This window comes from Hymenobacter cavernae, from assembly GCF_014641455.1.
In the GTDB taxonomy this organism is placed as follows: Bacteria; Bacteroidota; Bacteroidia; order Cytophagales; family Hymenobacteraceae; genus Hymenobacter; species Hymenobacter cavernae.
The window spans coordinates 1-21,600 of record NZ_BMHT01000007.1; the positions used below are offsets into that span (position 1 = coordinate 1).

16 protein-coding genes are annotated in these 21,600 nt (G+C 55.8%); 6 read left to right on the forward strand and 10 right to left on the reverse strand.

Going from position 1 to position 21,600, the window contains the following annotated elements; translation table 11 throughout:
• The first annotated feature begins 829 nt into the window (after positions 1-829).
• Positions 830-3,253, forward strand: a complete 2,424-nt coding sequence (locus IEX74_RS18100) for a T9SS type A sorting domain-containing protein (RefSeq protein ID WP_188815440.1) — start codon at positions 830-832, stop codon at positions 3,251-3,253.
• A gap of 146 nt (positions 3,254-3,399) precedes the next feature.
• On the opposite strand, the gene IEX74_RS18105 is transcribed toward IEX74_RS18100, so the two are convergent.
• From IEX74_RS18105 to IEX74_RS18145, 9 genes are all read right to left on the reverse strand, one after another.
• Positions 3,400-4,359, reverse strand: coding sequence for a transketolase family protein (locus IEX74_RS18105; RefSeq protein WP_188815441.1), 960 nt, complete (start codon positions 4,357-4,359; stop codon positions 3,400-3,402).
• Positions 4,360-4,402: 43 nt separating this feature from the next.
• Positions 4,403-5,128 (reverse strand): phytanoyl-CoA dioxygenase family protein, encoded by a 726-nt coding sequence (locus IEX74_RS18110; RefSeq protein ID WP_188815442.1) that lies wholly within the window; start codon positions 5,126-5,128, stop codon positions 4,403-4,405.
• A gap of 62 nt (positions 5,129-5,190) precedes the next feature.
• A complete protein-coding gene (locus tag IEX74_RS18115; protein ID WP_188815443.1) occupies positions 5,191-6,588 on the reverse strand; it encodes a vWA domain-containing protein in 1,398 nt (465 codons plus the stop codon).
• Positions 6,589-6,788: 200 nt separating this feature from the next.
• Positions 6,789-7,694 carry a transketolase gene (locus IEX74_RS18120; protein WP_188815444.1) on the reverse strand — a complete coding sequence of 302 codons (906 nt, stop codon included), beginning with the start codon at positions 7,692-7,694 and terminating at the stop codon, positions 6,789-6,791.
• Positions 7,695-7,849: 155 nt separating this feature from the next.
• A complete protein-coding gene (locus tag IEX74_RS18125; RefSeq protein ID WP_229755364.1) occupies positions 7,850-9,313 on the reverse strand; it encodes an MFS transporter in 1,464 nt (487 codons plus the stop codon).
• A 154-nt stretch (positions 9,314-9,467) separates the two neighbouring features.
• Positions 9,468-9,914 carry a thioredoxin-dependent thiol peroxidase gene (gene bcp / locus IEX74_RS18130; RefSeq protein ID WP_188815445.1) on the reverse strand — a complete coding sequence of 149 codons (447 nt, stop codon included), beginning with the start codon at positions 9,912-9,914 and terminating at the stop codon, positions 9,468-9,470.
• A 176-nt stretch (positions 9,915-10,090) separates the two neighbouring features.
• Complete coding sequence (locus IEX74_RS18135) at positions 10,091-10,648, reverse strand: lipocalin family protein (protein ID WP_188815446.1); 558 nt, start codon at positions 10,646-10,648, stop codon at positions 10,091-10,093.
• 317 nt (positions 10,649-10,965) lie between these two features.
• Positions 10,966-12,996, reverse strand: a complete 2,031-nt coding sequence (locus tag IEX74_RS18140; protein WP_188815447.1) for a M23 family metallopeptidase — start codon at positions 12,994-12,996, stop codon at positions 10,966-10,968.
• Between the two features lie 7 nt (positions 12,997-13,003).
• Positions 13,004-13,618 carry a fumarylacetoacetate hydrolase family protein gene (locus IEX74_RS18145; RefSeq protein ID WP_188815448.1) on the reverse strand — a complete coding sequence of 205 codons (615 nt, stop codon included), beginning with the start codon at positions 13,616-13,618 and terminating at the stop codon, positions 13,004-13,006.
• A 339-nt stretch (positions 13,619-13,957) separates the two neighbouring features.
• Between IEX74_RS18145 and IEX74_RS18150 the strand changes: the two genes are divergently transcribed.
• Positions 13,958-14,749, forward strand: coding sequence for a M48 family metallopeptidase (locus IEX74_RS18150; RefSeq protein ID WP_188815449.1), 792 nt, complete (start codon positions 13,958-13,960; stop codon positions 14,747-14,749).
• 26 nt (positions 14,750-14,775) lie between these two features.
• Complete coding sequence (locus tag IEX74_RS18155; protein WP_188815450.1) at positions 14,776-15,348, forward strand: hypothetical protein; 573 nt, start codon at positions 14,776-14,778, stop codon at positions 15,346-15,348.
• Between the two features lie 150 nt (positions 15,349-15,498).
• On the opposite strand, the gene IEX74_RS18160 is transcribed toward IEX74_RS18155, so the two are convergent.
• Positions 15,499-16,881, reverse strand: a complete 1,383-nt coding sequence (locus IEX74_RS18160; protein ID WP_188815451.1) for a UDP-N-acetylmuramate--L-alanine ligase — start codon at positions 16,879-16,881, stop codon at positions 15,499-15,501.
• Between the two features lie 225 nt (positions 16,882-17,106).
• On the opposite strand from IEX74_RS18160, the gene dnaB reads away from it, so the two are divergent.
• From dnaB to ygiD, 3 genes are all read left to right on the forward strand, one after another.
• Positions 17,107-19,746, forward strand: coding sequence for a replicative DNA helicase (dnaB, locus tag IEX74_RS18165; protein ID WP_188815452.1), 2,640 nt, complete (start codon positions 17,107-17,109; stop codon positions 19,744-19,746).
• A 131-nt stretch (positions 19,747-19,877) separates the two neighbouring features.
• Positions 19,878-20,459, forward strand: coding sequence for a Crp/Fnr family transcriptional regulator (locus tag IEX74_RS18170; RefSeq protein ID WP_188815453.1), 582 nt, complete (start codon positions 19,878-19,880; stop codon positions 20,457-20,459).
• Positions 20,460-20,597: 138 nt separating this feature from the next.
• On the forward strand, positions 20,598-21,428 hold the full coding sequence (gene ygiD / locus IEX74_RS18175) for a 4,5-DOPA-extradiol-dioxygenase (RefSeq protein ID WP_188815454.1): 831 nt from the start codon (positions 20,598-20,600) through the stop codon (positions 21,426-21,428).
• Positions 21,429-21,600: the final 172 nt, after the last annotated feature.

Genomic DNA, 21,600 nt, shown 5'->3' on the forward strand with positions numbered 1-21,600 from the left:
ACCGCCGACACTCCGCACTAGGCTACCGCTCACCGCACCAATTCGAACTTGACTGCCAGATTAACTTATCTTAGCCAGCTGTCCGTTTTTACTGGACCACCCCACTAAGCTCGATAAGCTGCTGATTACGAAATCGAACGCTATCAATACAGGCCTCGGAGCAGGCAGTATTTGCGGCACGGTTACCGGAAACACTACCAGCCTGGCTAACACCGGTATTGAAGTTTATCCGAACTCAGCCAGTGATAGAATCAACATTAGGCTAGGTGCCAATCAGCTGAATGTAAGAAGATGACCTAGGTTGCGGACTGTTGGGCTACTTGAATGGGAAATAAACAATTGTATTATTCTGCTTTGTAAGAGCACCTTCTGAGTCTAAGAGTCAAAAACAGAAGTGAATCTAACAGAAGGGTAAAAGGTACAATAAGTTGTCATTGCTGTAGCTACAATCGTTTCCGGAAACGATTTCGGTACTTTAGTTTCTGCCTTTCTGTAAGAATAGCTAGCTCTACTTTAAGTAGCTGTTATCTTCCAAATAAAATGGCTCAGGGAGCTTATGAGAGCAGACCTAGCTTGCATAATACATGTTGATGATCCGGAGCATTGTAATTGTACTTTCATCGGAAACGTTTGCGAAATCCATTGCGTACCGATTATAGCCTGCCATTTGCGGACCTTTTGCGGAAATGAACTTACTGACAATTTCTCCTTCACTTCCTAATAGCATACCCGCCTATGAGTTCAGCCTCCTAACTGCCACACCTAGTCACGCCATTTGATTTTGTAGCCTTGCGCTACCAGTTGTTTAACATCACTCATTAACCAAAAAATGAAAGCAAAAAATACGCTTCTAGCTCTTTTGCTAAGCAGTGTTGGTCTGAACGTATTTGCCCAAGCGCCTCCTCTGGTGTACACGGTTGAAAATACGGGAGGAAGCTGCACCGCTCCTCCGCTGCCGACCTTCGAGCAACTACCGACTATCCAGCCCCTGACGGACCCCTTTATGTGGTCGGATGGCCGCGGACGCTCGACTAACTTCAGCGACTGGGAGTGCCGGCGCAACGAAATCAAAGCCGAGATTGAGAACTACGAAATCGGCCGGCGACCAAGCCGTCCTCAAACCATCACGGCCAGCTACGTTCCCGGTACGACGGCCGGCACCGGCACGCTGACGGTGAACGTGACGGTAAACGGCAAAACGCTGACCTTGACCTCGGCGGTGGCATTGCCCACCAGCGGTACGGGGCCGTTCCCGGCTATCATTGGTATGAACAGCGCCTCAGGCAGTGTGCCAGCCACGGTATTTACCAGCCGCAACGTTGCTCGCATCACTTTCAGCCACAACAACGTCACGACGTATGGTAATCCATCATTAAACGACCCCTACTACCAGCTGTATCCAGATCAGAACCTGGAGAACTCCGGACAGTATGCGGCTTGGTCGTGGGGGGTGAGCCGCCTGATCGATGGTCTGGAGCTGGTGCAAGCTAGCTTGCCCATCGACCTGAAGCACATCGGTGTGACGGGCTGCTCGTACGCGGGTAAGATGGCCTTGTTCTCCGGCGCCATGGACGAGCGCATTGCCCTGACCATTGCTCAGGAGTCTGGTGGGGGTGGTGCGCCGGCCTGGCGTGTGTCCGAGACCCTCGGGGCCGTGGAAAAGCTAGGTGCCACGGATTACCGCTGGTTTAAGGATGACATGAAGCGGTTCTCCGAAGCCAATGTAGCCAAGCTGCCGGAAGATCACCACGAGTTGATGGCCATGATTGCCCCGCGTGCGTTGCTGGTGACGGGCAATACCGACTTTGAGTGGCTGGCGAACCCTTCCGCGTATGTGTCAGCCAGAGCTGCGCACGAGGTGTGGAAGACCTTCGGCATTGGAGACCGGTTTGGCTTCTACATTGATGGTGGACACGGCCACTGCGCCATCCCCGCTACCCAGCAGCCCGCCGTGGAGGCTTTCGTCGACAAGTTCCTGCTCGGTAACACGACTGTGAATACTAACATCACCACGAACCCGTATCCTGGGTTGTATTACCAGCGCTGGTTTAAGTGGTGGGGCACCAATAATCCCGTTTTACCGGCGGAGCCTATTGGTAAAAGAACATGGCTGGAGGCCGAATGCGCCACGGTAGGCTCTGGCTGGAGTGTACGGTCAGGCAATGATGCTTCTAACGGCAAGTATGTGCAGGTACAAAGCGGTTTAAATAGCCCAACAACAGCACCTACTAATACATCTTCTTACCTAGTAATGCCATTTACAGCGGATAGTACCGCCGTTTATAATTTTGTTGCCAGGCAAAATGTTCCCGTCGGGGAAGACTATGGCTACTGGCTAAAAATTGATAATGGTGAATTTCAAAGTGTAACGAGTGAATTGGCAACGAACGGTGGGTTCGAAAGTGGGACTGGGAATACGTTGACGGGCTGGAGTGTTCTCAACGGAGGATCTGCCATTAGCGCTACTACTGTGCCTGCTGAGGTTCATAGCGGGAGCCGCGCAATGAAAGCGGTTAACGCTACTGCACAAACCGACTTTTGGAGATTACAAGTGACAAGTTTAGGAATTCCGACCACTATTGGTAAGCAGTATACAATTTCGTATTGGGTAAAAGCCCTTGCGCCAAATGGTTCGATCAGGATTTCTACCGGAACTAGCAATTCCCAGTTCCAGCCAGACCAAACCATCGGTACTGAGTGGCAGAAGGTTTCCTGGACCATAACGGCAAACATCGCTACTACTACCTTCTTGTTCGATATGGCCAAGGTAGCCAACACCTATTACATTGATGATGTCAGCATAAAAGAAGTAAATACAGGAAGCGGTTGGAACTGGATAAAGTTAAGAGAGGCTTCTCTTGCCGCAGGACCGCACACGCTAACCGTTGCTTACAATGCAGGTGGCGGCACGAAACTAGACAAGATGGTAGTTGCCACTTCCTTAGCTTCCATTAGCGACTTAGGTGGTACTGCTGCCACCTGCACCGTTACCGGCAACGCTACCAGTGTAGCAGCCAATGGCATCGACGTTTATCCGAACCCTGCTCAAGACAAAATCAACATCAAGCTAGGTGCTAACCAGCTCAATGTGAAGAGCATCGAGGTAGTAGATGTAGTGGGCCGAGTTATGTCGCGGGTGAATGTAGGCAAGCAGACCACGCTGAGCATTCCAAGCAATCAGCTGAAGCCGGGCGTTTACATGGTTCGCTTCAAAGGCGACACGACCACAACCCAACGCGTCGTTATTCAATAGTCCGTCAATTGGAAAAGCCCCGCTACGGTGGGGCTTTTTTACAGGACATCGGCTATTTATTAACGCCAGAATAAATAAACCCCGGCTGCTGCAAAGCGGCCGGGGTTTATTCGTTTAGAACCTAGGTTGTACAACCTAGGTCTGGCTTACTTCTGCTTGCGGGCCAGCACTTTCTCCACGGCCGCTACGATGGCCGCTTCGTTCAGCTTATACTTTTCCATGAGCTGCTCGGGGGTGCCGCTTTCGCCGAAAGAGTCGTTCACACCAACCATTTCCAGCGGCAGCGGCTCCTCGCGGGCCAGCAGCTGCGCGATGCTGTCGCCGAGGCCGCCGTTGAGCTGGTGCTCCTCCGCCGACACCACACAGCGCGTCTTGCGCACCGATTGCAGAATGGCTTCCGCATCTAAGGGCTTAATGGTGTGAATGTTGATGATTTCGGCATCGATGCCCTTCTCAGCCAGCAGCTTGCCGGCTAGGATGGCCTTCCACACCAAGTGGCCGGTGGCGAAAATGCTCACGTCGGCGCCTTCGTTGAGCAGCACGGCTTTGCCGATTTCAAACTTCTGGTCGGCGGGGGTGAAGTTGGGCACTACGGGGCGGCCGAAGCGCAGGTACACCGGGCCTTCGTGGTCGGCAATGGCGATGGTAGCGGCTTTGGTCTGGTTGAAGTCGCAGGGGTTGATGACCGTCATATGGGGCAGCATCTTCATCATACCTAGGTCCTCCAGAATCTGGTGGGTAGCGCCGTCCTCACCGAGGGTCACGCCAGCGTGCGAAGCGCAGATTTTCACGTTCTTACCCGAGTAGGCAATGCTCTGCCGAATCTGGTCGTACACGCGGCCCGTGCTGAAGTTGGCGAAGGTGCCCGTAAACGGGATTTTGCCGCCGATGGTCATGCCAGCAGCCAGGCCCATCATGTTGGCCTCAGCAATACCTACCTGGAAAAAACGCTCAGGGAAGTCTTTCTTAAAGGCATCCATCTTAAGCGAGCCGGTGAGGTCAGCGCACAGAGCCACTACGTCGGGGTTGGATTTGCCTAGCTCGTGCAAGCCGGCGCCAAAGCCGGAACGGGTATCTTTTAATTCGGAGTAAGGGAAGTCTTTCATTAAAATCAGGTAGGGACTAAAGGTCTTTGTAGGAGAGATTGGATTAAGCAAGAGCTAGCCGCTCACGCCATTGTAAACCATAGGGCAAGTCGAGCGACGAAAACTCTAGGTGAATGACACGGCGTGGCCGCAAGCTTGTGCTGCGATTAGAGGCATGCAAGGTCAATGGCTTCATCAACATCACACCGCCAGCAGGTACAGCGCACGATACCGCGTCAGCTGTATAAGCTGGTAATTCAGTGGCTGGGATGGCACCGTGCTGATGCGAACCGGGTACTACTTTCAATGCGCCATTCGTGGCATCACAATCATCAAGATGCAGGCGAATGGTGCAGATGCCTTCGGAAATAGCTCGTGGGGGCTGCACCGAAATGTCGCCTTTCTTGTCTGTCCAGGGGCCAAATTCTGGAGCACTTAAGCGTTCATTCACGCTTATCATCAAATCCTGATGCCAGGCTACCAACCAGTTCGACTGAGCCGGCTTATCAAAGTAAATGGCTTTGGTAAGGTGAGGCGTAGTAGGAAATAGTGTTGCTAGTAGCTGCCGGAGCTTGGGAGTAAATAGCAGCGCCTGTAAATTGGGTATCTCGCTGAGCAAGTTCCTAATGGCGAACAGATCTTGAGTACGGCGGAAGTTACTGGAAGTAGCCTCCGCTGCAGAGATGGTCCGCAATAGCTGCTCTACTTCGCTGAGGCTGAATACTTCAGGCAATACGGCACAACCTTGCGTTGCTAGCTGAGTAGCAGCACCTGCCAGATCATCGGCCACTAACGGCACTAAGCTAGGTAGCGTAGGAAGTGTTGAAGTCGAAGGGGCAGTTGGCTGTGACATTATTTCGTAAACATGCTCACCGACGTCGTTTGGCCGGAGCGGATGGTGAAGTTGCGCGTGTCGGTGAACTTGCTGCCGGTGCTGGTTTTCGTGCGGAAGACCAAGCGGTAGGCGCCGGGCTGCATCGGTAGGTTTATCTTACTACTGGCTTCGGGGAGGTTGTAAATCCAGGTTTGCGATTCGTCGTCGTTGAGGCGGTAGATGCTGCCGTAGCCTTTCAGATCCGTCACGATGTTGAGCGTGCCGGGTGCGTCGTAGGTCACGGTGGTTTCCTGGCCTTGCTTGATGGTGATGCGGCGCGTGATGCGAGGCAGCGTGAGCAACTCCACTTCGTAGTTGCCGGCCAGCAGCTTTTGCTTCGTGCCGAAGGGCAGGGCCACGACCGTCGCCGGATTACCCGCGGCCCGCACAACTGCCTGCACCTTGCCGTAAGGGTTCGGCGTGAGGTTCGGCGATTGAAGACCTAGGGTGCCCTGCGGCGTCTTGTAAGTTAGCACGTTGGCTTTGCCAGGGCGGATAGCTAGGTTCTGCTGTCGTACCGGCGGCACCGTGTTGATAACCAGATCGTAACTCTGCAACGCGTCGATGTCGAGCACGTCGGGTTTGCCTTGGGCGTCGCGGTAGTGCACGTAATTGTACTCGGGCTGCTCGGTCACGTTGTTCACGAAGGTCATGTTCACGTTGCTTTCCACGGGGCGGCCGCTTTCGTCGGTCAGGTTCACGCTCACGGTTGTTTTCTGGAGCGTTTGGGTGATGACGTTGTCGAGCACCGAGCGGAAGGTTTTCACATCGGCCGCGTTGTAGTACTGACCCAGGCATTCGAGCTGCTTGCCAAACTCCTTTTCCGCTCCAATGCCAATCACGAACGGCTTCAAAAACACCCGCTTGCGCTGCAATGCCAGGGAAGTCGCACACGGGTCACCTTTGCACGACTCTAACCCGTCGGTTATAAGAATCAGTACGTTACGCGCCGTGCGGTCAGCCGGAAAGTCGCCGGCCGACTGCTGAAGCGAGTAAGTGATGGGCGTGTTGCCACGACCCTGCACCGTCTGGAGCTTCTTCTTGATAGCCGCCGCATTCCGCGCCCCAAAAGGCACTTCCAGCTTCGAATCCTCGCAGTTGTTCTCCTTGGCCTCGTGCAGGTGGCCGTACACGCGCAGACCTAGCTCCAGATTGGGGTAGGTGTTGAGCGAATCGGCCATCTTGGCGAGCAGACTTTTGGCTACTTCCATGCGCGGCCGCCCTTCCCACGGCGCATTCATCGAACCCGACGCATCGAGCAGAAACAGAATGCGCGTGGTGCGCGGCTTTTCCTGCGGCGCTTTTTGGGCGCGTAAGGATGTGGTTAGCAGAAAGATGCCGAGCAGTAACCAGTAAGAGCGTACCTGTTGAAGCATACGAGTGGCCTCACCATCGACGCTCTCTCCAAAAAAGGAAAAGCCTGACGAGCTTCGAATTGGCGAGTTTTGAAGAAGGTTGACCGATGACAACGAGGCTCTGCTCCAAATTCTTATAAATCTGAGCTAACCTAGGTGCAACTTACATAACAGGTCAAACTCCGTAGCCTTCTCTACTAGCGCATCAGCTAACAGGTTGATTAATAGTCGCTGGCTTCTTCTACGCTCAGTTGCTGCAAGGCTTTTTCGAGCTGCTCGTCATTCGGCGCTACGCCGTGCCACTTGTGCGAGCCCATCATAAAGTCGACACCGAAGCCCATTTGGGTATCCATCAGCACCATGATGGGTTGGCCTTGGCCGGTGAGCTGACGCGCTTCGTTGAGGGTGGCAAGCAGCGTATCGAGGTCATTGCCGTTGGTCGACAGTACTTTCCAGCCGAACGCTTCGAACTTTGCGCGCAGGCTACCTAGGTTCATAATCTCCGACGTAGGGCCGTCAATCTGCTGGCCGTTGTGGTCGATGAACGCAATGAGGTTGTCGACTTTCTTGTGAGCAGCGTACATTGTGGCTTCCCAAATCTGGCCTTCGTCCAGCTCGCCGTCGCCCATGAGCACGTACACAAGACGGTCGTCCTGGTTAAGCTTCTTGGCTTGCGCCGCGCCGATGGCCACGCTCAGCCCCTGACCCAGGGAGCCGGATGCCACCCGAATACCGGGCAGATGCTCGTGGGTGGCCGGGTGACCTTGCAAGCGCGAGTTGAGCTTACGGAACGTGGCTAGCTCGCTCACCGGGAAGTAGCCCGAGCGCGCCAGCACCGAATACAGCGTGGCCGACAAGTGACCATTGGAAAGGAAGAACAGGTCTTCGCCGGCACCACTCATCTGAAAATCAGGGTTGTGCTTCATCACCCGGAAGTAGAGAGCTACCAACAGATCGGTGCAGCCCAGCGAGCCGCCGGGGTGGCCGGAGTTGACCGCGTGCACCATGCGCACGATGTCGCGCCGCACTTGGGCGGCAATTTGTTTCAGCTCGGCCACGGACCTTTCGGGGTGGGCCGCCTGGGTTTCGGGAGTTACGTTAGCAGTAAGGGACGTGTCCTGCGACATAGGGTAAAGAATAGGTTAAGCGGCAAAGGTAGGGTTCTGCTAATAGCAAAAAAGTGGGTTAAATAAGCTGAACTATCACAATCGATTGCACAAAAGGAATATGAAATAGAATCATAGAAACGCGCCACGGCACATCCCCGCGCTTACAACAGTACCTAGGCTGTCGCTGGTTGCGCCGTCGTTTTATCGAAAGGTGCCGACTCCTTCGTTGCACCGCGTGAGAAGGAGATAATAGCACCTAACAGCACTAAGCCGCTCATTACTAAGTAAGCGTAATGCATGCCAAGTACCTGCGCTTCCACGTTTTCTGGGGCTAGGTTGTGTGTCAGGGCGTAGCGGTTGCGGGTGCTGTACCACACCGCGGCCGCCACGGCAATGCCCACCACAAAACCTAGGTTGCGCATAAAAGCTAGCAAGCTGCTTGCCACGCCGCGCTGCGCCAAGGGTGCGGCATTCAGGGCGCTGCTGCTGTTAGGCGACTGAAACAAGCCGAAGCCGGCACTAATTAGAGCGCTGCGCCACACCACGTTTTGCCAGCCCCAATCGGGCTGCAGACGCGAGAACATGAAGTAGCCAAAAGCAGCCAGCAGCAGGCCGCTGGTCGAAATCCATCGGGCGTTGATTTTGTCTGACAAATAGCCGCCGAGTGGAGCTACCATGCTAAGTGTCAGCGGGCCGGCTAGCAACACTATTCCGGCGCGTTGGGGGGTGAAGTGCAGAAGCTGTTGGAGGAAGAACGGGATGATGAACAAGTTGGCACCCGAAGCCACAAAGCCTAGGAGCGCGGCGAATATGGCTGCCGTGTACGGATAAACGCGGAATAGCTCCAGCCGCAGCATGGGCTCTTTAACCCGTGCTTCCCAAAAAAGAAAGGCCGCGAGCAGCACAACACCGCTTCCGACTAACCCCAGCACCAGCGGATGATCCCAACCGTACTGCGGCTCGGGGCCGAAATCCAGGCCAACAAGCAGCGTCACGACACCTACCAGGAAAAGGCCAGCGCCCACAAGGTCGAAGGCTTGGTTGGGCTGTTTGGTGCTTGGGGGCAGCACCGTCCAGGCGCGCCAGATGCCGATTAGGCCAATTGGTACATTCACGAAAAAGATACTCGACCAGCCAAAGCGACCTAGGAGTAACCCGCCAATAACAGGCCCTGCACTGCTGCCCGCTGCCACGATGGTCCCGATCAGACCTAGGGCCCGACCGCGCTCCTGCGGAATGAAGGTGTCGCTGATGATGGCGGGCGCGATGGCAAAAATCATGGAGGCACCTAGCCCCTGAATAACCCGGAAGCAGACCAACGACCAGTTGTTCCAGGCTAGACCGCACAGCAAGGAGCCGCCCACGAACACGGCAAAACCGGTGATGTACAGCTGCCGACGCCCTACTAAGTCCGATAACTTGCCCATAATCAACAAGGTGCTCGTAGTGGCCAGCAGGTAGCTGAGCACGATCCACTCAACACTGTCGCCGGCTTGCAGCTCCCGCCGGATGGTGGGCAGGGCAATGTTGACGATGCTGCTATCGAGCGTGGCCATGAACGTGCCGAAGGCTAGGGTGCCTAGCACCATCCATTTGTTAGGCGCCGAGGTAGGAGGGGAGGCAGGGGTTTCGGGCACTGGTAAGAGCAAGAATAGTTGGGGATGAAAACGCACGGTCATCCTGACGAAGAAAGGACCTAGGGCCAGTTGAACGAGTCGTTGTTACGAAGTTGCTCAACTGGCCCTAGGTCCTTCCTTCGTTAGGATGACCGTCAGTACGGGTAAAACCTAGCTAGAGTAGCTGCGCCGCGTGATTTTTTGTGTCTACTTTCTCGATGATCTTCTCGATAACGCCTTGTTCGTCAATCAGGAAGGTGGTGCGCATAGTGCCCATGTACTTGCGGCCGTACATTGATTTCTCCTGCCAAACGCCGTAGGCTTCCACAATCTTTTTATCGGTATCGACCAGCAGCGGGAAAGGCAGCTCGTACTTGAGCGCAAACTTCTTGTGCGACTTTTCACCGTCGACGCTCACGCCGAGTACTTGTACGTTCTTGGCGGTCAGCTCTTCGCGGTGGTCGCGCAGGTTGCAGGCTTGGGCGGTGCAGCCGGGCGTGTCGTCTTTGGGATAGAAATAGAGCGCTATTTTCTGGCCGCGCAGATCGGCGAGGCGGATCAGGTTACCATCTTGGTCTAGGGCTTCAAAGTCGGGAGCGGGGTTGCCGGCGTGGAGTTGCATAAAGGGAAGGTAGCGCGGGCTTGTGCTTCGCGTATTGTTGAACAAAGTGGGCGCAAAGCTAACGCCCGTTTGTCATTCCGAGTAGCGCGAGAAATCTGGGCTACAACCTAGGTTGGCTAACCCAGATTCCTCGTCTCTGCTTGATGCGCAGAATGCTCGGAATGACAACCTACAACCTAGGCTTCTTCGCCTACGGGCTGACCCGTAAAAATCAGGTTCTCCACCGGGAAACCTAGGTCGTGGGCCTTGGCAATGAGCCGGTCGCGGATGGACCGCTCCAGCTGCGGCGTGCGGCTGAGCACCCACAGGTACTTGCGGCTTGGCTCACCCACCACGGCAAAGCGGTAGTTGGGGTCAAGCTCCAGAATCCAGTAGTCGCCCTCAAAAGGCCAGAAAAAGCTGACTTTCAGCTTGGCATTCGTTTGTTTATCAACGACGCGGGCCACGCCTTTGACGGTGTCTGCCGGGCCGTTTACATCGCCCTTGTGGCAGGTGTTGAACACGTCCACCTTGCCATCGGGTCGCAGGCGGTACGAAGCCGTAACATGCTCGCAATTCTTCTCAAACCGCGCGGGCAGACGGGCAATTTCGTACCACACGCCCATGTAGCGCTTCAAATCAACGTGCGGCACCACCGGCAGCGCAGCCCGACGGGCTTTCGAGTAAATCAGAGCGGAAGTAGCAACTACAGCCGTAGCAGCGGCAGCAACCAGAACGGGACGGCGAGGTTTCATAGGGCAAATAGTGGATGTACGCGCTTATACGAGATAAGCTCAACTCTTGCCATAATTTAAGTTGTCTGTCGTCCTGAGCTTGCCAAGGACTTCCCTCTGATCAGCGAAAAGCTTTATTTCAAACACAAAGCTCTTAATTAACTGCTTAGGTTCATTAAGAGCTTTGTGTTTAGAAAGGCTCTTGGGCAGTCAAGGCGCGGGTGCCGTAGGAACGCGCCACGGCGCGTTCGTCGTTGAACGATGCCGCTTCGCACCTCCTGCGCACACGTCGCCCAGACCAGAACGCGCCGTGGCGCGTTCCTACGGCACCCGCGCCTTTAAATCCTGAACCGCAGCACTTTCTTATTGCCGGCCTGGTCAGTGAGGTGCAACTCGGCGTCGCCGGCCAGCGGCACGGTGTGGTCCTGCTTATCGGTGAAGAGCGTCGCGTTCTTGTATTCGTAGCGGAGCATGCGCCATTGCCCGTTCACCAGCAAGCGGTAGCTCGCCAGCCCCGAAAGGTTGTCGCCGACCACAAACGTGACACCCGCCGCCGATTTGCTCACCAACCGCGCCGAGGGCGGAATGGTATCGGTGAGAATGCGGAACGAGCCGAAGGTTTTGATCGGGGCCGTAATTTGGTTGCCGTCCCACTTGCCGCCCTGGTAGATGCGGCCGCCGCGTGCATTGATCATGTACACGGCCGAGCGTTCTTTGTCTACGATTTCCTCGTTGGGTTTCAACGTCATACGCAGCGCCTCAAACAGCGGCGTGCGCGTGCTCTGGATCGTCCAGAGGCCTTCCTTGTAGCTGGTTTGCAGATACAGCGTGTCGAAGAGCGTGCGCGGTCCGAAAGCTAGGTTCAGCACATTGTTGGAGAAGGCAAACTCCTGCCCGGCCGGTATCATCGCTTGCCGATTGAAGCGTTGCGCCACGCGGCCGAAGCGTAAGGAATCGGGTAAGCCAGCGCGTAAATCGTAGAGGTACACGTTCTGACTCTGCACGGTGTAGCTAGGTTTTACCTCCAGCCGCCGACCGTCGCGCAGCAGTGTCAGGTTGCCACTTTGGCGTGTCGTGTCGGGGTCAGCTGCGAAAACCTTCAGAATGTTGCGCGTAATCTCGTAGCGTAGAGCCGGTTGGCGCACCGCCGCGCTGCGGGTTTTGTAATATGTCGGCTGCTGCCCACGGAGCACAAAGCGCAGCGGTGTGCTGTTGCCGTAAGAGTCGAGCAAGTTGACTTCCACGGCGTACAGCTTGCCATCTTCTACCCGCAGCTTGCCTTTCGTGAGGCCGGTGGTGTAGATCGGCAGGGTATTGCCATCGTCCACGAACAGCTTTTCCAGCGTCCGGCCATTGGTGTGCTGCCACTCGTAGTCGACATGGTCGGAAATCGTGCGCGTGTCGCTAAATGGCACACCATCAATCACATACTGATACGTCGGTTGGCCGTTCACGCGCACTTCCACGCGCTGCAAGCCGTTGCGGTTCCAGGCCGTGTCGAAGCGGTCGAAGCCCTGCACCTGCAAGCCAATCGTGCCGAAGCAGTTAATGGTATCGGGCCAGATAACCGGTACGCCCGGCCCCACGGCTTGCTTGGGCGTCAATACGGCCTTGTCGAAGCGGCCATTCACCCGCGCATCAATGCTGAGCGGCTCGACGGCAAAAGCCTGAATAGTAGGCGCTACGTGGTCCTGAATTTCGTCGAAGCCGCCCCACTGCAAGGGGTTGAGCTGCGCGTCGTGGGCGTCGCGCACTTCCCAATGTAGGTGCGGCCCGCCCGAGCCACCCGTGTTACCTGATAAGGCAACCAGGTCGCCGCGTTTTATCGGGAACTGGTCTTTGGAAAAGAACAGCTCCAATTCGAAGGTTTGCTTCTCATATTGCTTCTGCCGCATCTGATCGGCCACCGGACCTAGGAAGCGGTTGAGGTGACCGTACACCGTCGTCAGCCCATTCGGGTGTGTGATATACAGCACGTTACCGTAGCCGAAGCTCGACTGCTTCATGCGCGAAATGTAGCCATCAGCGGCCGCATACACCGGCAAATCCACCCGACCGTCGGTCTTGATGTCGAGGCCGCCGTGGAAGTGGTTGGGGCGCAGCTCACCCATGCTGCCAGCCAGGTAGTTCGGCTTGCCCGGCTTAATGGGAAACAGGAAGTAGCCCTTCTCCACGTTGGGGTGCGTGGGTGGGCCAGCTTCTTGCCCCGCAGTGCCGGCGCCGCCAGACCTAGCCTTACTAGCCTTAGTGAGGTCCTCCGGTGGTTCCTGGGCGCCAAAAGGTACGGGGCGCAGGCCAGTCGTGGTGAAGAGCAGCATGGCGCCCACGGCTAGCTTATTCAGGGAAAGAACTCGTACGCGAACTGACAAAAGCAACTTATTTAACCGCAACATCCAACAACTTCTCGTCCTCAATATACCCCGTCAACTGGTCGCCAATCTGAACCGGACCCACGCCGCTGGGTGTGCCCGTAAAAATTAAATCGCCCATTTTCAGCGTGATAAAACGCGAAATGTACGAGATAATTGCCGCGAACGGGTGCAGCATCAGGCTGGAGTTGCCCTGCTGGCGCACCTGCCCGTTCACCTCTAGCCGGAAGTTAATGTTACCTAGGTCCGCGAAATCAGAAACAGGCTTGAAGGTGGTAGAGAGCGGGGCTGAGCCGTCGAAGCCTTTGGCCAGCTCCCACGGTAAACCCTTGCCTTTGAGCTTACTTTGCAGGTCGCGGGCCGTGAAATCGATACCCAGGCCGATGGCGTCGAAGTAGGTGTGCGCAAACTTCTCCTCGATGTTCTTGCCGTTCTTGCTGATGCGCAATACCAGCTCGATTTCGTGGTGAATATCCTGCGAAAAATCGGGGTAGAAGAACGGCTGGTTGCGTTGCAGCAGCGCCGTATCGGGCTTGGCGAAGATGACGGGCGCGTCAGGCGTTTCGTTCTGAAGTTCGGCAATGTGTTCGGCGTAGTTGCGGCCGATGCAGAGTATTTTCATCTGATGAGTTTCGTGCTTAGTGCTTGGTGCTTAGTGCCTAGGCTTTGAGCAGGGTGTTTAGAAGCCACTACAGAGAAATTCCTGCGTTCTATCATTCTAAGCACTAACCACCAAGCACTAAGCACTAAACTGCCGCCAAAGTAACGGTTAATTCGCGGCCTGAAAAGGTAAAAACCTGGCCTACGCGTGCTACTTCCATGCGGTTGCCGGGATTGGCATATAGGAAATTAAACATTTTACCCAGCGCTCGTCGTATAGCTTATTAGCGCTAGGCTAGGGTGCTTTGGATTAGAATCGACCTAGCTCTGGCGACATCTCTCCAAAGTCTTTCTCCTCACTATGTTCAAGAAAATCCTCTTAGCCAGCTCCTTACTGATTGCCGCTGGCTGTACTACCGTTCCCATCACCGGCCGTCGTCAGCTCAGCTTAGTCTCTGATAGCGAAATGCTGACGCTCAGCACGCAGGAATACCAGAAAACGCTGAGCGAAAGCAAGCTCTCCTCCAACGCCACTCAGACGGCCATGGTGAAGCGGGTGGGCCAACGTATTCAGCACGCCGTGGAAGAATACATGGCGCAAACCAACAATAGCAGCCAGCTCGCCGGCTACCAGTGGGAATTTAACCTCGTGGAAGACAAGCAGGTGAATGCCTGGTGCATGCCCGGCGGCAAAGTGGTGGTGTACACGGGCATTCTCCCGATTACGCAGGACGAGAATGGCTTGGCTGTAGTACTCGGCCACGAAATTTCGCACGCGGTAGCCAAGCACGGCAGCGAGCGAATGAGCGATCAGCTTATTGCGCAGTACGGTGGCGCAGCGTTGCAAACCGTGACGGGCGCTAATCCATCAGTAGCCGGCAACATGCTCATGACGGCTGTAGGCGCCGGCTCGCAGCTAGGTTTGTTGCATTTTAGCCGCCAGCAGGAAAGCGAGGCCGACCACCTAGGTCTGATTTTCATGGCAATGGCCGGCTACAATCCGCAGACCGCTGTTTCATTCTGGCAGCGCATGGCGGCTCAGAGCCAGGGCGGCACGCCGGCCTTCCTTTCCGATCACCCCGCTGACGCCCAGCGTATTGCCGACATTCAGCGCTTGATGCCGGAAGCGCAGAAATACTACAAGGCCCGCTAGTGGACCTTGTTCTTTGTAGAACGCTGATGAAAATCTCTAACTCCGTAGCGCGCTTTGTACTGCTTGCCGGCCTAGGTTTGGGAGGGCTGCTCACGGCCTGCGAAACCAGCAAGCACGGCTTCCCCGAGAAAAGCATGCCCGCCGAAGACCCGGATGCTGCTGCGAACCAGCGCAAGCGCGAAGCCGTGAGCAAGCAGGTCGCCACCATCAACGAGGGCAAAGTGGAATACCTAGTGCCGCGCAATCAGCTGGCTACGGCCTTCATCCGGCTGTTCGGCGATGGGACGGTGGTCGATAAAACGTCGATTCAGAAGGTGCAGGAAAGCAAGAAAGACAAGCCCATGTACTACCTGGTGGGCGTGGGACTGCGCAACGGCATGTACCGGGCCATGGCGCTGCCGCTGCAATCGTCTTCCGACAACAGCTTGTACCTGAGTTCCAACGCCGAACGTTATATCCTGACTAGTGTGGGCTGTCCGTTTTGTTCGTTTTCCTTTGAGAAGAACCGTATCGTCGGGACAAACTGCGAGGAAAACAGCGGCGGCAGTCGTTGCGATTTAGTCGTGAAAGAGTACAACGAATTTTTCCTCCGCCAATGAACCGCAAATGGATTCTGCGCCTGACCCTGACGGCTCTGGCGCTGCTGCTGACCACCGACAAGCGACGGCCCAAACCGGCAAAGCTGACCGAAGAGAAATAACAAAGGCCCGCGTGAGCGGGCCTTTGCTGCGTTTAGGAAGAAACGTTGCTTACCGAACAACCTCCTCCGCCAGCTTACCTAGGTCTAGTCCGTCGAAGGTGCCTGACGACATCATCAGCAGGTTGGCGTTATCCCAGTTCTGCTGGTGCAGGAAGTCGGCCAGCGCTTTGCTGTCGGTAAATACCTTCAAATCACGCCGCCCGAAAGCAGCTTGCACCGCCTCAGGAGCTAGGGGCGGCAGGCGCTTGTGTTCCAGTACGTGCGGGTTGAAGTACACCACTGCCAAATCGGGCGCGTCGAAGGTGTGGGCGTATTGCGGCAGGAAGGCCGGGTTGAGGCTGCTGAACGTGTGCAGCTCCAGGCAAGCCACCAGCCGGCGTTGCGGAAACTGCTGCTTCAGAGCGGTGGCCGTGGCCTTCAGCTTGGAGGGCGCGTGGGCAAAATCCTTGTACACCACCGAATCCTGACCGGCGCGCACCAGTTCCAGCCGACGAGCGGCGCCTTTGAAGGTAGCAATGGCTTCGTAGAAATCCTTGCCTTTGATGCTCAGCTGCTTGCAGACTTCCCGCGCCGCCGAAATGTTGCGCAGGTTATGTTCGCCAAACACCTGAATCGGCACTTCTTCATCCTTCTTGTTCAGCAGATAGGTGCGCCCTTGTCGGATAACGTGCTCGTGCGGACCGTAGCCGATGTACTTCACATCCGGCGAGCTAGGTACGGTCACGAGCTGCACCTGCTCGTCGTCCTGGTCGTAGATGAGCACGCCGGCTTTGGGCGTCATCTCGGCGAAAATGCGGAACTGCTCACGGTAGTCTTCCTCGGTCGGAAACACGTTGATATGGTCCCAGCTGATGCCGGAAATCACGCCAATGTGGTGCTGATACAGGTGAAACTTCGGCCGCCGGTCGATGGGCGAGGAAAGGTACTCGTCTCCTTCGATGATGATAATGGGAGCGTCATCGGTGAGCTGCACCATCAGGTCGAAGCCTTCGAGCTGGGCGCCCACGGCGTAGTCGAACTTGCGGCCGTGGTAGCGCAACACATGCAGAATCAGCGAGGTAATGCTGGTTTTGCCGTGCGAGCCGCCAATGACGATGCGTTGCTTATCCTTGCTGGCTTCGTAGATGAACTCCGGAAACGAGTACACCCGCAGACCTAGCTCCTGGGCGCGCAGCAACTCGGGGTTGTCGGCGCGGGCGTGCATGCCCACAATCACAGCATCCAAGTCGGCGGTTATTTTCTCGGGGAACCAGCCTTCTGCCGCCGGTAGAATTCCGGCGTTAGCTAGTCGTCCGCGGGCCGGCTCGAATATTTCATCGTCGGAGCCCGTGACCTGCGCCCCGCTGCGGTGCAGGGCCAAAGCTAGGTTGTGCATAATGCTGCCCCCGACGGCAATCAGGTGCAAGCGTTGGAGAGAGGGAAGGGTGGCCATTCGGAAGCGGTAAGCAGGGAAAGGGCCGTAAAGGTAAGAACCGGCAGGCTAGAGTTCGGCTTGCCATTTTGGGAAAAGCACGTCCGGTTTCCGGAATACAGAGTAAAAGCCCAACCTAGGTATTCTAGCAAGATACCGAAAAGAAAGGATTAAGACACGCTGCTAAATCTAAGCCGTAGCCGCTAGCTTTGTGCCCCTTTTGCGTTAGATTTGTTGAGTACCCCTATGAGTGACCGAATGGATGACCGCCTGAAACAATCGGCCTCGCGGGCCAAAGCCACTTGGAACAGCCGCCCGCCCGTGTTGGCCCTGGCTTCGCCTACTGGCAAGCTGCCGCCCCAGGCCCGCGAACTGGAATCGGCCGTGCTAGGCGCGCTGATGCTGGAAAAAGATGCCCTAACTACGGTTATCGATATTCTGAAGCCCCAAAGCTTCTACGACGATAAGCACCAGCGCATCTTCAAGGCCATCCTGAACCTGTTTGATAAGTCGGAACCCATTGATATTCTGACTGTCAACCATGAGTTGCGGGAGATGGGCGAGCTGGAGGCGGCCGGCGGCACGCACTACGTAGCCAACCTCACGTTCAAAGTCAACTCGGCGGCCAACATTGAGTATCACGCCCGCATCATCACCGAAAACGCCATCAAGCGGGAGCTGATTCGCATTGCCAGCGACATCCACCGCGACGCGTTTGAGGATACAACGGACGTATTCAACCTGCTCGACCAAACCGAACAGGCGCTGTTTGAGGTGTCAGAGTCGAACATCCGTAAGAACTTCGACGACATGCGCTCGTTGATGGGCAAGGCCATTAAAGAGCTGGAAGAAAAGAAGAATCAGAAAGATGGCCTCACCGGCGTACCCAGCGGTTTCTCGGCGCTGGATCGGGTAACGAGCGGCTGGCAACCATCTGACTTGGTGATTATTGCGGCTCGCCCCGGCATGGGTAAGTGCCTGGGCAAAGGCACCAAAGTGCTCATGTACGACGGCACCCTTCGCAACGTAGAAGACGTGCAAGCCGGCCAGCTGCTGATGGGCGACGACTCTACGCCGCGCCGGGTGCTGAGCATTGCTCGCGGCCAGGAACGGATGTATTGGGTGCGCCAGAACAAAGCTGAAGACTACCGCGTCAACGAAAGCCACATTCTTTCCCTCAAGCGCAGCCGTAACGAAGGCAAGCACCGCAACGGTGACGTGCTGAATATCACTGTGAAGGAGTGGCTGGCGAAGTCGGAGAAGTTTCGCTCTAGCTACAAGGGCTACAAAGTGCCGGTTGAATTTGCGGAGCAGGAGCTAGCTATTGATCCGTACTTTCTGGGCGTTTGGCTAGGTGATGGTAGCTCCGACAACTGCCGTATTACCGCGCAAGACGAAGAAATCATTTCTTACCTGCACGAGTACGCCGAAGCGCTTGACATGCAAGTGACTGTGGGTGTGGTCGAAAACCGCTGCAACAGCTACGGCATCACGCGTGGTCGGCAGGGCGGGAGCATCGCGCAGTATTCGTTGCAGGATGAATTGCGCCAGCTAGGAGTGCTGGGCGACAAGCATATTCCCCAGCACTACCTGATCAATAGCACTGAGAACCGCCTGCGCCTGCTGGCTGGCCTGATTGACTCAGATGGGCACCTGAACGTGGTCAGCAACGGCTACGAAATCACCCAGAAAAACCAAAAGCTAGCTCGCCAGATTAAGTTTTTGTGCGACTCCCTAGGTTTCCGTACTGCACTCAAGAAGAAGCGCGCGGTTATTACCAGCCGCGGCTACGAGAGCCAAGTGTACCGCGTGCGTTTCTACGGCGACGTAAACCGCATTCCAGTGCGCGTAGAGCGGAAAAAAGCTAATCCGTGGAAGAGCGAAGTTGACTGGCGAATGACCGGCATTTCGGTCGAGTTCGACAAAGAAGACGATTATTACGGCTTTGAAATCGATGGCAACCGGCTGTTCCTTTTGCAGGATATGACGGTGACCCACAACACGGCGTTCGTGGTATCAGCTATGCGCAACGCAGCTGTCGACCACAAAAAGCCGGTGGCTATCTTCTCGCTGGAAATGTCGTCCATTCAGCTCGTCAATCGTCTGATTTCGGCCGAGGCGGAGCTGGATTCGGAGAAGATTAAGAAGGGCAACCTGGCCGATTACGAGTGGGCCCAGCTGAACCACAAGATTTCGTCTTTGTCGTCGGCCCCGATTTTCATTGACGACACGCCGGCGCTGAGCATCCGGGAGCTGCGCACCAAGTGTCGCCGCCTCAAGGCCCACCACGACATCCAGATGATCATCATCGACTACTTGCAGTTGATGACGGGCAACGCGGATGGGGGCAAGGGCGCCGGTAACCGCGAACAGGAAATTGCGTCTATTTCGCGGGCGCTCAAGGGCATAGCCAAAGAACTAAACGTGCCGGTGCTGGCGCTGTCGCAGCTCTCGCGCTCGGTGGAAACCCGCGGCGGCGACAAGAAGCCGCAGCTGAGTGACCTTCGTGAATCGGGTTCTATCGAGCAGGACGCCGATATGGTGGTGTTCTTGTACCGTCCTGAATATTACAAAATTACGGAAGATGAAATGGGTAATCCCACGCAAGGCATGGGTGAGGTTATCATTGCTAAGCACCGAAACGGCTCGCTCGAAACCGTGCAGCTCAAGTTCATCGGCCGCTTCACCAAGTTTGCTGACCTCGACGGCGGCGGTTTCGGTGGCGACGACTTCAATACCGGCGCTTTCCCCACCAGCACCTTCGATGATGACGCGAGTGGCTTCGCGCCTAACACCATCCGCCTAGGTTCGCGCATCAACAACGACACACCGCCGCCCCAAGCCTTTCCACGCAGCAACTTCGGCAACGAAGATCCGCCGTTCTAAAAACCTATTTACAAACGCAAGAAGCGCCCTCGGGAAACCTTTGGGCGCTTTTCTTTTTAACTTCTTTAAAGCCTCAACAGAAGAAAAATAAAACCTAGCTCGTGGTGCCGCACTCGACCAACAGTCTCGCTATGTATGAACGCTTGCGGGCTTATTTTCAGAATAAGCTCGCCATGTCGGAGGCGCAGTTTGAAGCAATCAAGCAAGTACTAACCCCGAAGAGCGTGCGCAAGCATGAGCTGGTAGTTTGGCAAGGCGAAGTTGAGCGGCACGGGGCCTTCGTGGTGAAGGGCTGCTTGCGCAGCTACGTCGTGGCTGATAAAAAAGGGAAGGAGCACATTATCCAGTTTGCGCCGGAGAATTGGTGGATATCGGACCAACATAGTATGTTGCGCGGCTTGCCCGCTATGTTTTCCATTGATGCCGTGGAAGACGCAGAAGTTTTGCTTTTCGGTCCCGACTTCTTTCCGCTGCTGCAAACCCTAGGCTCAGATTTCCAGGCGTTCTTTCACACGCTCTTGCAGAATAGCATGGCCGCCATGCAGCGGCGCTTAATCTCGACGCTCAGCGCCACCGCCGAAGAGCGTTACCTGGAGTTTTTGCAGATGTACCCGACCCTTGTGCAGCGCTTGCCGCAGCGCATGATTGCGGCCTACCTAGGTGTCACACCGGAGTCGTTGAGCCGGATTCGGAAGGAGTTGGCTAGGTCGTAGGCAATGGCTCATTTCTTACCCTACATCAAGGCGCCAGCGTTCCGGTAACGGTAATTTTGTAGGGTAATCAGAAGGATAGCTGGCATGCAACGCAGTTATTTCCTGAAGGTGCTAGTCGCCCTGTCTTTTGCTTCGACCATGAAACTGAATGATTTATATTCCACTGTTACTTCTTTCCGGAAGAGCGACAAGATGCCGGTGCTGTTTGTGGGGCACGGCTCGCCAATGAATGCGCTGGAGGATAACGCCTTCACCCAAACCTTGCAGAACCTAGGTCAGCAGCTGCGGCTCGATCATCCGCCGACGGCTATTCTGGTGGTGTCGGCGCACTGGCTCACGAAGGGTTCGTTTGCTACGCTGAACCCTATGCCCGAAACCATCCACGATTTCGGCGGCTTTCCCCAAGCGTTGTTCGACATGCAGTATCCGGCGCCGGGTTCGCCGGAGCTAGCCCAGCAGCTTATCGATAGGGTGCCCGACGTGCACGGCTCCGACGAATGGGGCCTCGACCACGGCTCCTGGACCATCCTGCACCACTTGTTCCCGAACGCTGACATTCCGGTGTTTCAGCTCAGCCTCGATTACACCAAGCCACTGGCGTATCACTTCGAGCTAGCCCAGCAGCTGCAGTTTCTGCGCGAGCGGGGCGTGCTGATTACTGGTAGCGGCAACATCGTGCACAACCTGCGCCTGAGCGTGCCCAAGCTGATGATGAACGATAATACGCCGCACGACTGGGCAGTGGAGTTCGACTCGTGGGTGAAGAACAAAATTAACCAGCGCGATTTCCGCAGCCTCGTGAACTACCACCAAATCGGCCAGGCTGGCGCCCTATCTGTGCCCACCGTCGACCACTACCTGCCCATGCTCTACAGCCTAGGTGCTACCGATGCGAAGGAGCCAATCAAGCAGGTGTTTGAGGAGGTGTCGTATGGTGGTTTGAGCATGCGCACGTTTATGGCAGGATAGCGCCGACGGTAATAGCAGGAGCAATAGAACGTCATCGTGCGGGCACTCAATAGCCCAGGGTTTAAACCCTGGGCTATGCAGCGGCCTGGCATCAGCAATATCATTTGGGCGCGAAGCGGCAGAGATGCCTCGGCAAGCTCAGCATGACGTTCTGATAAGTTAAAGCTTGATT